Here is a 12,383-nt window from a genome sequence, read left to right on the forward strand (position 1 = left end):
GGAAGCGACGAATCTCTCCCGCCGCGGAGCCCGGAGGCGGGCTCAGAAGTCCCTGGTGCCCACCGTCGTGAGGCGCTGGGTCGCCCGGGACAGGGCCACGTACAGCGTCCGGAAACCGGTCGACGCCTCGTCGCGGATGTCGGCCGGCTCCACCACGAGCACCCCGTCGTACTCCATGCCCTTCGAGTCCAGCGCCCCGACCGTCTGCAGCCGCTGCCCGTCGAGCCCGTCGAGCCACGCGGCGATCTCCGCGCGGCGGGCCGTCGGGGTGATCACGCCGACCGTGCCCTCGACCTGCTCGAGCAGGGCCGCCGCGGCCGAGCGCACCGCCGCCGCGAGGTCCGCGGCCGCCGCGACGGTCTCGACCGGCTCGATGCCGGAGGAGCGCACGGCCGTCGGCAGCTCGATGTCCGGCTGGGCCGCGCGGATGACCCGGGCCGCGACCGCGAAGATCTCGGCCGAGTTGCGGTAGTTCGTGGTCAGGGTGAACAGGGAGCGGCGGCGCGTGCCGACGGCCGCCTCCATCGCCTTCTCCGACTCCGCGGCGTCGGCCCACGCGGCCTGGGCCGGGTCGCCCACGATCGTCCAGGTGGCGTGCGGGCCGCGGCGGCCGATCATGCGCCACTGCATGGGGGAGACGTCCTGCGACTCGTCGACGATGACGTGCGCGTAGTCGCGGTAGTCGTCCGGGCGTTCGAGCGCCTGCTCGCGGGCGGCCGCCATGCGCTGGGAGATCGTCGCGACCTCCCGCACGCCCTCGGCCACGTGGAACGGGTCGCGGGCGGCGCGCTTGCGCACCGGGGGATCGCCGAGGTACTCATGCAGCTCGTCCAGCAGCGCGACGTCCTCGACCGAGAGCGACTCGGGGTCGATGGCCGCCGCCAGGGTCGCGATCTCGCGGTTGCTCAGCATCCCGTTCGCCCACCGCTGCAGCCGCTGGCGGTCGGCCAGCCAGCCGAGCACCTCGGCGGGGCGCAGCACCGGCCACCAGCCGCGCATGAACTGCCCGAACTCGGGCCGCTCGGCGATGTCCGAGGCGAACTCGGCCCGCTGCTGCTGCCGGCCCGACGGGAGCAGCTGCACGCTCTGGCGCCACAGCGCGTCCAGCACGTGCCCGGCGGCCTTGGCCCGGGCGGCGTTGCGCTTCACACCGAGGTTGAGCACCGTGCGGCGCAGCTCGTCCAGGGCGGGCTTGTCGAGGGTGAGCAGCTCACCCCGGTACAGAATCCGGATCTTGTCGGGTGAACCCGGCACCGGGCCGCGCGCGGCGCGCCCGAGCACCCGCTGCATGCGCAGCGAGCCCTTGACCGCCGCGACCTCGGGCGGCTCGTGCCGGGTCGCCTGCACGCCCTCGACGAGCTGGCCCAGCGAGCGCAGGGAGGCCGTGTCCTCGCCGAGCGACGGCAGCACCCGCGACACGTAGCCGACGAACACGTCCGAGGGGCCGACGACGAGCACGCCGCCGCTCTCGTACCGGTTGCGGTCGGCGTAGAGCAGGTAGGCGGCCCGGTGCAGCGCGACGGCGGTCTTGCCGGTGCCCGGCCCGCCCCGCACGATCGTGATCCCGGAGGCGGGGGAGCGGATCGCGTCGTCCTGCTCGCGCTGGATGGTCGCGACGATGTCCTTCATGCCCCGGCCGGTGGCCCGCGACAGGTTCGCCAGCAGCGCGCCGTCCCCGATCACGGGCAGGTCGGCGGGGGCCGCGGCCGGATCGAGCAGGTCGTCCTCGATCGAGACGACCTTTTCGTTGGTACTGCGGATGCTGCGCCGCCGCACCACGCCCATCCGGTCGGCGGGCGTGGCCCGGTAGAACGGCGCCGCCGCGGGCGCCCGCCAGTCGACGACCAGCGACTCGTACTCCTCGTCGCGCAGCCCCAGCCGCCCGATGTAGCGCACCTCGCCGTCCGGCACCGCGGGCTCGACGGCCGCGGCGTCCGCACCGGAGACCCCGTCGGGCCCGAGGTCGAGCCGGCCGAAGACCAGCCCGTCGTGCTCGCTCTCCAGGGCCCGCCGGCGCCGGGCCGCGTGGTACACCATCGCGTCCCGCTCGACCAGGGCGCCGAAGTTGCCGACCCGGGCCAGGCTGTATCCGGCCTTCTCCACCTCGGCCGCGGACACGCGCAGCTGGTCCAGCCGCACGTAGACCCGGTCGAGGTAGGCCTGCTCAGCGGCGATCTCCGAGTCGCGAACCGCGTCGCTCAACGCTTTACTCCTGCCGCCCGGCGAAAAACAACCCCGAAAGCTTACTCGCGAGCCGGGGACGTTTCGATCACGGCGTGGCCGTCGGCTTCCTGCCGGCCTGGGTCACGGTGTGCCCGCAGGCTCCTTCTCGGCCTCCGCGCGCAGGGCCGCGGCCTCCTTGGCCGCCTTGCGACGCAGGTAGAAGGTGGTGGCGAGCCCGGCGACGACGGCCAGCGCGAGCGCCACCCACGAGAAGTCCTTGAGCCACTTCTCGGCGACCCGGCCCAGCGAGTAGATCGCGAACACGGTGCCGAACGACCAGACTATGCCGCCCGTGGCGTTGGCGATGAGGAACTTGCCATACGGCACCTTGAGCGCACCCGCGAGCGGCCCGGCGAGGATGCGCAGCAGGGCGATGAACCGGCCGAAGAAGACCGCCCACACGCCCCAGCGTTGGAACGCCCGCTCGGCCTTGGCCAGGTGCGGGGGGCCGAAGTGCTTCGGGAAGCGCCGGCCGAATCGCTCCAGCAGGGCGCGCCCGCCCCGCCGGCCGATCAGATATCCGATGCTGTCGCCGGCGATCGCGCCCGCCGCGGCGGCGGAGGCGACGAGCCACGGGTTCACCGAGGTGGACACGGACAGCAACGAGGCGGTCACGAGCGCGATCTCGCCCGGCAGCGGCACACCCATGCTCTCGACGCCGATCACGGCTCCGACCAGCAGGTAGACCCAGATCGGGGAGAGTGTGCCCATCCACACCTCGATGTGATGCACCGGCCGACCCTCCCCTTGAGACTTCCGTTCCCGCCCAGGGTCTCATAGTTTCCTGAGCGTGGGCTGTCTGGTGTACGGCGCGAACGGCTACAGCGGTACCCTGCTGGCCCGCCTCGCGGTGACCCGGGGTGAGCGTCCGGTGCTGGCCGGCCGCTCGCAGGCCCCGGTGCGCGCGCTCGCGGAGGAGCTCGGCCTGCCGTGGCGCGCCGGCCCCCCGTCCCGCGAGCTCCTCGAGGGCGTCGACGCCGTGGTGAACTGCGCCGGCCCGTTCGCCGCGACCGCCCGCCCGATGGTGGCGGCGTGCCTCGCCGCCGGGGTGCACTACCTCGACATCACCGGCGAGCTGGACGTGTTCGCCTGGATGTTCGCCCAGGACGAGGCCGCGCGCGCGGCGGGTGTCGCGATGATCACCGGGGCCGGGTTCGACGTGGTGCCGACCGACTGCCTCGCCGCGCTGCTCGCCGCCGAGCTGCCCGGGGCGGTCGCCCTGGAGCTGGCCTTCTCGGCGCCCGGGGGACTGTCCCGCGGCACCGCCCGCACCGCGCTGGCCGAGATGGGCTCCGGCGCGCTGCGGCGCGTCGGCGGGGAGCTGGTCGCGACCCGCTTCGGCCGGCCCTCGCGCTCGGTGCCGTTCCCGTCGGGGGTCCGCCGGGTCGGCGCGACCCGCTGGGGCGACCTGGTCACGGCCTGGCATTCGACCGGTATTCCCGACATCACCGTCTACATGCCCATCCCGCCGGGTGCGGTGCTCGCTCCACTGTTCGGGTTCCCGCCGCTGCGGCGGGCGGCTCAGGCCCTGGTCCGCCCCGGCGGCCCGGCCGCGTCCGTGCGCGAGTCGAGCGGCTGCGAGGCGTGGGCCGAGGTCCGCGACGCCGCCGGGGCCACCCGCGCGGCGACGCTGACCGGCCCGAACGCCTACGCGCTGACGGCCGACGCGTCCCTGCGCGCCGTCCAGCGGGTGATGGCCGGCGAGGTGGTTCCCGGCGTGCACACGCCCTCGTCCGCGCTCGGCGCCGGCTTCGTCCGGACGCTCGACGGGGTGAGCGTCAGCCTGACTTGACGGCCTTGACAGCCTTGACAGCCTTGACAGCCTTGACGGCCGCGCGCTGGCGCGGGGTGCGCCGGCTCCGGGGCCCGGCGCGGCGGATCACGGAGACGATCGCGTCCGTCACGCTGTCCGGGCGCTCGATCGGCAGCATGTGCCCGGCCTCGTCGCAGACGCGCAGCTCGGCGTCGGGCAGCTCCCGCGCGATCGTCTCGGCGCACGCGGGCGGGGTGAGGCGGTCGGCCGAGCCGACCAGCACCGCGACCGGCAGTCCCCGCATCGCGGCCAGGGTTTCGACCCGGTGGTGCAGGTCGACGGAGGGCCGGAAGCCGCCGATGGCGCAGAGCGGGGCGTTGCCGACCATGGACGCGGTGAGCGCGACCCAGCTCGTGTCGACCCGGTGGCCGAAGACGAGCCAGCGCACGCCGGGCGCGAGCAGCGGCATCAGCCGCCGGTGCGGCCGCCAGGCGCCGGAGCGGGCGAGCAGCCCGGCCCCCTGCACCTCGAGCACCCGCATGACCCGGGCGAGCCGGGGACTGAGCCCGTAGCTCGTGCGCGAGGACCCCTCGGCCGACGTGGACACGAGCACGATCCCGACCACGCGGCGCGCGAACGAGGCCGCGTGCCGGTGTGCGTACTCCATGATCGCCATCCCGCCGAGCGAGTGCCCGCAGAGCACGATCGGCCCGCGCGGGACGAGCTGCTGGATGACCTCGGCGAGATCGTCGCCGAGCTGCTCGAGGGTGGCGTCGGATCCGCGGGTGGCGTCGGAGCGCCCGTGCCCGCGCAGGTCGAACGCGAGGATCTGCACCGGTGCGCCGAGCCGCTCGGGCAGGTCGGCGATCTGCCGGCGCCACAGCCGGTTGTCGAGCGTCCAGCCGTGCAGGAGGACCACCGTGACCGGCCGCTGCCCGGGGACCTTGGCCGCGGCGGGATGGAGCACGCCGTACAGCTGGGCGCCGTCCTTGGCCCGTACGGGCGTGACAGCGACGGTACCCATGGTCAATTGTTACCCGGATGTTTCCAGGATTACCCCCCATCTACCCATAACGCTCTGGTCTCGCAATGCTCCCCTCACCGCCCCCTCACCCCTCGGGTCCCCCCGTGCTGGTCGAAAGGTCGGCAGCCCTGCGCCGCGGCTCTCACAACGCTGCCTCACCCTCGGGTTCCCCCGCGAGGCTGCGCATCTCGGGCGCCTGCGGGTGGCTCATGTGCTGCTTGAAGTGCAAACATCCCCTGTACGCCTCGTTCCAGACGACGGCCCTCGCTGTCGGGGCGGGTCGGGCGCCGCGGGCGCTGATCGAAAAGTCGGGCGCTCCGCGCCGCGACTTTTCGGACTTATCGCCCGACAGGGGATACGCGACGATAGTCCGTTTCCGGGAACGACAAACGCCGCCGGGCAGCGGCCCGGCGGCGTTCGCGATGACAGAGGACCGGCGGTCAGGCGGCCTCGAACACGCCCGCGTCGACGAGGCGCTGCTCGGTGGCGGCCCAGCCGTTGTTCGGCTCGGCCGCGTTGAGGGCCTGGATCTCGGCGCGGATCTTGGTGGCGTGACCGGCCGCCGCGAGCACCCGGATCTCCTCGGCGAAGGCGTCGGAGGTGGTGCTGAGGTGCACGGTCTTGCCGTTGGTCAGGTTGCGCACGTACACGTGCTTGCCCTTGTTGAGCGGGATGAGGTACTTGAACTCACCCAGCACGCTGAGGGCGCCGGAAGCACCGGCCTGACCGGCGCGGACTGAGGCCCGCGCGGTCTTTGAGGTGTTGCTCGCCACGGCGGGAACTCCTTGTCGAGGCATGCGTATGGAAGACAAGAAAGTGTAACAGCCTGCGAGAGCCCTCAAGAAACGTGCGTTACCTGATGGATGATTCGTCCGTTGGACATTTCGCAGCACCGGTGTGACCGATTCTCTGGCGCGCCGCCGACAACATCGTCATCATTGGTCCCAACAGTCACCGCCTAGCCGGCATGACCCGCGGAGCACGAGGTCGTAGGGGAAGACGCACCTCGGTCTCCAGGAGGTCTTACGTGCCCACGCGTGGCGTCATATACGTGCACTCGACACCGCTCGCCGTGTCCTCACACGTCGAGTGGGCGATCGCGCGCGTCCTCGGCGCGCCGGTCCGCCTCGAGTGGACGGTTCAGCCTGTCGAGCCTTCGGCCCGGCGGGCGCAATGCTCGTGGTCCGGCGCGACCGGCACGGGCGGCGAGCTCGCGGCCGCGCTCCGGCAGTGGCCGATGATCCGCTTCGAGGTCACCGAGGAGCCGAGCCCCGGCGTGGACGGGGAGCGGTTCATGCACGTGCCCGGACGCGGCCTGTTCCGCGGCTCGACCAGCGCCAACGGTGACATCGTGCTGTCCGAGGACCGGCTGCGCACCCTCGTGGCGAGCGCGCGCGGCTACGAGACCCTCGCGCACACGCTGGAGAAGGCCCTGGGCGCACCCTGGGACGTCGAGCTGGAGCCGTACCGCCATGCCGCCGACGGCGTCCCGATGACCCTGCTCACCCGGGTCGGGTAGGAGACCCCCGTTGCATGGTCATGATTGAGTTGGGCGGTGCCGAGTCCCACGCGCCGCCTCCTGCTGTCCATGACGGCCCTCGCACTGCTCGCGAGCGGCTGCACCGACGACGGGAAGGGCAGCGCCGACCCGGGCGGCAGCGGGCCCGTGTCCGCGCTGGTGCCGGGGGAGGACCCGGCCGCGCTGGCCGGACGGCTCTCCGATGAGGAGCTCGTCGGCCAGCTGCTGATGCCGTACGCGTACGGCAACACGGCCGACAAGGTCTCCTCGGGCTCGGCGGCGGCCAACCGCAACTACGCGGGGGCGTCCACGCCGGCCGACATCATCAAGAAGTACCACCTCGGCGGCATCATCCTCGTCTCCTCCAGCGCCGACGATCCCACCGCGGGCACCAACAAGACCACGAACGTCGAGTCGCCGGCCCAGGTGGCGAAGCTCACGACCGGTTTGCAGCAGGCGGCCCTGAGCCTGCCCGCGCGGCTGCCGCTGCTCATCGGCACCGACCAGGAGTACGGCCAGGTCACCCGCATCCGCGACGGCATCGTGCAGCTGCCGGCGGCGCTCGCGTTCGGCGCGGCCGGGGACCCCGGGCTCACCGAGGCGGCCTGGAAGGCGGCCGGCACCGAGCTCGCCGCGATCGGCCTCAACGTCGACTTCGCCCCCGACGCCGACGTCCTCGGCACCCAGCCCGGCGGGGTGATCGGCTCCCGCTCGTTCGGCAGCGACCCGGCGAAGGTCGCGCCGCAGGTCGCCGCGGCCGTGCGAGGGTTGCAGGCGGCCGGGGTCGCCGCGACCGTCAAGCACTTCCCGGGCCACGGGCACACCACGACCGACAGTCACAGCAGCCTGCCGGTGCTCTCCCAGAACCTCACGGCGCTCGAGACCGCGGACCTGCCGCCGTTCACCGCCGCCCGCGACGCCGGCGTCGGGCTCGTCATGTCCGGGCACCTCGACGTGAAGGCGATCGACCCCGGCGTGCCGGCCTCGTTCTCCGGCAAGGTGCTGACCGACCTGCTGCGCGGCAAGCTCAAGTACGACGGCGTGGTCGTCACCGACGCCCTCAACATGGCCCCGGCCGAGCAGTGGGGCCCGGGCGAGGCGGCGGTGCGCGCGATCCTGGCCGGCAACGACATCCTGCTCATGCCGCCGAGCCTCAGCGCGGCGTACAAGGGGCTCCTGGAAGCGGTCAAGTCCGGCCGCCTGCCGAAGCAGCGGGTGGTCGAGTCGGTGACGCGGATTCTGGCGCTGAAGCAGCGGCTGGCGGCGGTACCGAAGCAGGATCTCGGTGTCGTCGACGGCCCGGACGGCAAGAACGCCGCGCGGGCGGTCGCCGCAGCCGCGATCACCGTCCTGCGCGGCAAGTGCTCCGGCGCCCTGGTCACGGGCCCGGTGCGGGTCACCGCGGCCGGCGCGGACACGGCGAAGGGCTGGCTGGAGGAGGCCCTGCGCGGCGCGGGCGCCGAGGTGGTGACCCAGGGCGGCGCCGAGGTGCGCCTGGTGGGCTACGGGCGCGGCTCGGCGGATCTGTCCTCGACGGCGGCGGTGACGGTGGCGCTGGACACGCCGTATGTTCTCGGCTCCGCGAAGGGCACCCTGCTGGCGACGTACTCGGGTTCGCGGGCTTCCATGTCCGCGCTGGCGGACGTGCTCCTGGGCAAGGCCAAGGCTCCCGGCCGCACCCCGGTCCCGGTACAGGGCCTGCCCGCGACGGCCTGCAGCTGACGGGCGCGCGGGTCCTGCGGCGGCCTTCCCGCGACGGCCTGTAGCTGAACGGCCACGCGGGTCCTGCGGCGGGCCTTCCCGCGAGGGCCTGCAGTTGAACGGGCGCGCGGGTCCTGCGGCGAGCGGCGTTCGGCGCCTAACTAAGTGCGACGCGGGGCCGAACGCCGGTCCCGTGCAGGGCCTTCCCCGCGACGGCCGCCAGCTGGACGAGCGCCCAGGTGCGACTCAGGCTCGCACGGCAGCCCGGTCAACGCTTCCCAAAACGTGCTCTGACCTGCGGTTTCCCGAAAAGTCGGGCACTCCGTGCCACGACTTTTCGGACTTATCGCCCGTCAGGGTATAAATCCGATATGTCGCGGCGCGAAGCGCCCGACATATCGAGCCAAAACGCGACCGGCTCCCCCAAAAAAGAGATTGGGAGAGCCGGCCGGAACAAGAAAACTCAGACGCGCGCGAACACCAGCGCCGCGTTGTGCCCACCGAAGCCGAACGAGTTGTTCAGCGCCGCCGGAATCTCGATGTGCCGAGCCTTGTGCGCCGCCACATCCAGGTCCAGCCCGTCGTCCGGGTCGTCGAGGTTGATGGTCGGCGGCACGACCCCGTGGTACACGGCCAGGATCGTCGCGATCGACTCGACCGCCCCCGCCGCGCCCAGCAGGTGCCCGGTCATCGACTTGGTCGACGTGAGCACCGGGTGGTCGCCCAGGGCCCGGTGCAGCGCCTTGATCTCCGCGAGGTCCCCGACCGGCGTCGAGGTCGCGTGCGCGTTGACGTGCACCACGTCGGACTTGGCGATGCCGGCGTCGCGCAGGGCGAACTCGATCGCCTTCACCGCGCCGTCGCCGTCGGGGTGGGGCTGCACGATGTCGTACCCGTCGGAGCTGATTCCCGCCCCGGCGAGCCGCGCGTAGATGCGGGCCCCGCGGGCACGGGCGTGGTCGGCGCGCTCGAGGACGATCGCCCCCGCGCCCTCGCCGAGCACGAAGCCGTCGCGGCCCTTGTCCCAGGGGCGGGACGCGGCCTCGGGGTCGTCGTTGCGCACGGACATGGCGCGCATCGCGGCGAACCCGGCGATCGGCAGCGGGTGGATCACGGCCTCGGTGCCGCCGGCGATGACGACGTCGGCGCGGCCGAGGCGGATGAGGTCGAGGGCGTGCGAGATCGCCTCGGCGCCGGTGGCGCAGGCGCTGGCCACGCAGTGCACGCCGGCGCGGGCGCCCCGCTCCAGGCCGATCCAGGCGGCGGGCCCGTTCGGCATGAGCATCGGCACGGTGTGCGGGGAGACCTTGCGGGGGCCGCTGGCCTCCAGGATGTCGTCCTGGTTGAGCAGGGTCTGCGCGCCGCCGATGCCGCTGCCGACGCTGACGGCCAGGCGGTTCTTGTCCACGTCGGGCGAACCGGCGTCGGCCCAGGCCTCGCGAGCGGCGATGATCGCGGTCATCTCGCTGCGGTCCAGGCGGCGGGCCTGCACCCGGTCGATCTTCTCCGTCGGCTCGACCGCGAGTTGCGCGGCGATCCGGACGGTCAGCTGCGCGGCCCACTCCTGGGTCAGCGGTGTCACGCCCGACTTTCCGGCGAGCATGGCGTCCCAGGTGGACGGCACATCTCCACCGAGGGGAGTGGTGGCCCCCAGACCGGTGACGACGACCTCAACACTCACTGCTCAACAACTCCTCAACGGCACTACCTGGTGCGCCGGGGCCCCGGGCGGGACCCCGGCGGTGGCTCAGGCCTGCGACTTCTCGATGTACGAAACGGCGTCGCCGACGGTCTTGAGGTTCGGGACCTCGTCATCCGGGATCTTCACGCCGAACTTCTCCTCGGCGGCCACGACGACCTCGACCATGGACAGCGAGTCGACGTCGAGGTCATCGGTGAACGACTTCTCCTCGGCGACGTCGTCGGGGTTGACCCCGGCGACCTCCTCGAGGATCTCGGCGAGGCCTGCGGCGATCTCTTCACGGGTGGACATAGAGCTTTCCTTCCTAGGGTTGACGCGCTCGTCGATGAAAGATGAACAGACCGCTACGGGCAGCGGATCACTTGGCCCGCGTACGTCAGACCGCCGCCGAACCCGAAGAGCAGCACGGGGGCGCCGGAGGGGATCTCACGCCGCTCGATCGCCTTGGACAGCGCCAGCGGGATGCTCGCGGCCGACGTGTTGCCCGACTCGACGAGGTCCTTGAGGATCACGGCGTTGGGCAGGTCGAGGCGCTTGACGATCCCGTCGATGATCCGCGTGTTGGCCTGGTGGGCGACGAACGCGGCGATGTCCTTGCCCTGGACGCCGGCCCGGTCGAGCGCGGCCTGGGCGTAGGGGGCGATGGCGGTGGTCGCCCAGCGGAAGACGGCCTGGCCCTCCTGCTTGATGTACGGCCGCCACCCCTCGATCTTGAGCACGTCGCCCTTCTCGGGCGCCGAGCCCCAGACCACGGGCCCGATGCCGGGCTCCTCGCCCTCGGCGGCGGCGCTGACCACTGCCGCGCCCGCGCCGTCGCCGAAGAGCACGGCGGTGGTGCGGTCGGTCCAGTCGGTCACGTCGGAGAGCTTCTCGGCCCCGATGACCAGCGCGTTGCGGGCGGCACCGGCCCGGATCGCGTGGTCGGCGCTGGCCAGGCCGTAGCAGAAGCCGGAGCAGGCGGTGTTGAGGTCGTAGGCGGCCGGCGCGTTGATGCCGAGCTTGGCGGCCACGCGGGTCGCCACGTTCGGGCAGCGGTCGATCGAGCTGCAGGTGGCGACCACGACGGTGTCGATGTCGGCGGCGGTGAGCCCGGAGGCCGCGAGGGCCTTGCCGCCCGCGATGATCGCCATGTCGGCGACGGTCTCGGCGCCGGCCACGCGCCGCTGGGCGATGCCGACCCGGTCACGGATCCACTCGTCGTTGGTGTCGATCACCTTCGACAGGTCGTCGTTCGTGACCACCTGGGACGGCTGGTAGTGGCCGAAGGCCAGGATCTTCGATCCGGCAGCCGGGGTCATAGTTGGCCTCCAATGCGGGCGAGCGGCCGGCCTGAGGCGACCGGGTCGTCGAGGCGCGCGAGCCACTCGGTGAGCACGCCGGCGCCGGGCGCGGCGACGTCGATCGGGCCCTGCGCGGTCTGCACACTACCGATGACCTGCCCCGCCTCGACACGGTCGCCCTCGTCACACGCGGGGCTGAACGGGCCCGCGGCGGTGGCGACGGCGACGCTGTCCTGCGCATGCGCCGGCAGAGCGAAGGCGCCCCCGTGCCGCGCGATGGCGGAGTGCGCCTTGGGGAGGTCGTCGGGGGTGTTCACGGTGACGATCTCGATGCCCTTGAGCGCCCGCTTGGCCAGCCCGGCCAGGGTGCCGGCCGGGGCGAGCTCGACGATCGCGGTGACGCCGAGGTCGGCCATGGTCTGCATGCACAGGTCCCAGCGCACCGGCGCGGTCACCTGCCGCACGAGGCGCAGCAGCATGGCCGGGCCGTGCCCGACCGCCGCGCCGTCGCGGTTGGAGAGCAGGATCCGGCTCGGGGCGCCCGGGGTGATGCCGGAGGCGACCGCGGCCAGGGCGGCCTCGGCCGGGGCCATGAAGGGCGTGTGGAACGCCCCGGCCACCTGCAGCTTGATCACCTTGGCCCGCGCGGGCGGCTCGGCGGCGAACTTCTCCAGCCCGGCGAGGGACCCGGCGGCCACGATCTGGCCGGCCCCGTTGCGGTTGGCGGCGTAGAGCCCGGCGGCGTCGATCGCCGCGACCACCTCGTCGGGCTCGCCGCCGAGCACGGCGCTCATCCCGGTCGGCTCGAGCGCGCAGGCCGCGGCCATCTCGCGGCCGCGCACCCCGGCGAGGGTGATGGCGGCCTCGGGGGTCAGCACCCCGGCGAGGGCCGAGGCGGCGAGCTCGCCGACGCTGTGCCCGGCGACGACCGCGGCGTCGTGCAGCGGGAGCTGCTCGGCGGTCAGCAGCGCGGCGGCGACGAGCAGCGGCTGGGTCTTGGCGGTGTCCTTGATCTCCTCGGCGTCGGCCTCGGTGCCCAGGTGGACGAGGTCGACCCCGGACAGCGCGGACCACCAGCGCAGGCGGGCCTCGACGCCGGGCCGGGCGAGCCAGGGGGCCAGGAAGCCGGGCTTCTGGGAGCCTTGGCCTGGAGCGAGTACGGCAAGCACGTCTAAGACTTT

Annotated in this window: 11 protein-coding genes and 1 pseudogene; 4 read left to right on the plus strand and 8 right to left on the minus strand. The window is 73.0% G+C overall.

The genetic code is table 11. From position 1 onward, the window contains the following. Positions 1-42: 42 nt before the first annotated feature. Together AC6JBM_RS51655 and AC6JBM_RS51660 are read right to left on the minus strand one after the other, a co-directional pair. A complete protein-coding gene (locus AC6JBM_RS51655) occupies positions 43-2,202 on the minus strand; it encodes a HelD family protein (protein WP_497980849.1) in 2,160 nt (719 codons plus the stop codon). 102 nt (positions 2,203-2,304) lie between these two features. Further along, positions 2,305-2,955 (minus strand): DedA family protein, encoded by a 651-nt coding sequence (locus AC6JBM_RS51660; protein ID WP_497980850.1) that lies wholly within the window; start codon positions 2,953-2,955, stop codon positions 2,305-2,307. 58 nt (positions 2,956-3,013) lie between these two features. Between AC6JBM_RS51660 and AC6JBM_RS51665 the strand changes: the two genes are divergently transcribed. Next, a complete protein-coding gene (locus AC6JBM_RS51665) occupies positions 3,014-4,015 on the plus strand; it encodes a saccharopine dehydrogenase family protein (protein ID WP_497980851.1) in 1,002 nt (333 codons plus the stop codon). Here the strand turns inward: AC6JBM_RS51665 and AC6JBM_RS51670 are convergent. Beyond that, a complete protein-coding gene (locus tag AC6JBM_RS51670; protein ID WP_497980852.1) occupies positions 4,002-5,000 on the minus strand; it encodes an alpha/beta fold hydrolase in 999 nt (332 codons plus the stop codon). The genes AC6JBM_RS51665 and AC6JBM_RS51670 overlap by 14 nt on opposite strands. Before the next feature lie 179 nt (positions 5,001-5,179). On the opposite strand from AC6JBM_RS51670, the pseudogene AC6JBM_RS51675 reads away from it, so the two are divergent. After that, positions 5,180-5,278, plus strand: a pseudogene (locus AC6JBM_RS51675) (regulatory iron-sulfur-containing complex subunit RicT); the annotation flags it as partial. Positions 5,279-5,440: 162 nt separating this feature from the next. Here the strand turns inward: AC6JBM_RS51675 and AC6JBM_RS51680 are convergent. Continuing rightward, complete coding sequence (locus tag AC6JBM_RS51680; RefSeq protein ID WP_497980853.1) at positions 5,441-5,773, minus strand: hypothetical protein; 333 nt, start codon at positions 5,771-5,773, stop codon at positions 5,441-5,443. Positions 5,774-6,027: 254 nt separating this feature from the next. Between AC6JBM_RS51680 and AC6JBM_RS51685 the strand changes: the two genes are divergently transcribed. Together AC6JBM_RS51685 and AC6JBM_RS51690 are read left to right on the plus strand one after the other, a co-directional pair. Further along, positions 6,028-6,519: a DUF3145 domain-containing protein gene (locus AC6JBM_RS51685; RefSeq protein WP_350618768.1), complete on the plus strand. Its 492-nt coding sequence runs from the start codon at positions 6,028-6,030 to the stop codon at positions 6,517-6,519. A 69-nt stretch (positions 6,520-6,588) separates the two neighbouring features. Continuing rightward, positions 6,589-8,241, plus strand: a complete 1,653-nt coding sequence (locus AC6JBM_RS51690; RefSeq protein ID WP_497986725.1) for a glycoside hydrolase family 3 protein — start codon at positions 6,589-6,591, stop codon at positions 8,239-8,241. A 442-nt stretch (positions 8,242-8,683) separates the two neighbouring features. On the opposite strand, the gene fabF is transcribed toward AC6JBM_RS51690, so the two are convergent. From fabF to AC6JBM_RS51710, 4 genes are all read right to left on the minus strand, one after another. Then, positions 8,684-9,901 (minus strand): beta-ketoacyl-ACP synthase II, encoded by a 1,218-nt coding sequence (gene fabF / locus AC6JBM_RS51695; protein ID WP_497980854.1) that lies wholly within the window; start codon positions 9,899-9,901, stop codon positions 8,684-8,686. Between the two features lie 66 nt (positions 9,902-9,967). Beyond that, the gene (locus tag AC6JBM_RS51700) at positions 9,968-10,213 is read right to left on the minus strand and encodes an acyl carrier protein (RefSeq protein WP_350618774.1); all 246 of its coding nucleotides are present in this window, start codon (positions 10,211-10,213) and stop codon (positions 9,968-9,970) included. A 53-nt stretch (positions 10,214-10,266) separates the two neighbouring features. Next, positions 10,267-11,220 carry a beta-ketoacyl-ACP synthase III gene (locus AC6JBM_RS51705; protein ID WP_497980855.1) on the minus strand — a complete coding sequence of 318 codons (954 nt, stop codon included), beginning with the start codon at positions 11,218-11,220 and terminating at the stop codon, positions 10,267-10,269. After that, entirely contained in the window at positions 11,217-12,371 is a 1,155-nt protein-coding gene (locus AC6JBM_RS51710) for an acyltransferase domain-containing protein (RefSeq protein ID WP_497980856.1), read from the minus strand. The genes AC6JBM_RS51705 and AC6JBM_RS51710 overlap by 4 nt, the downstream gene beginning before the upstream one ends. Positions 12,372-12,383 lie beyond the last annotated feature (12 nt).

The sequence above is a fragment of the Dactylosporangium thailandense genome, assembly GCF_059739745.1.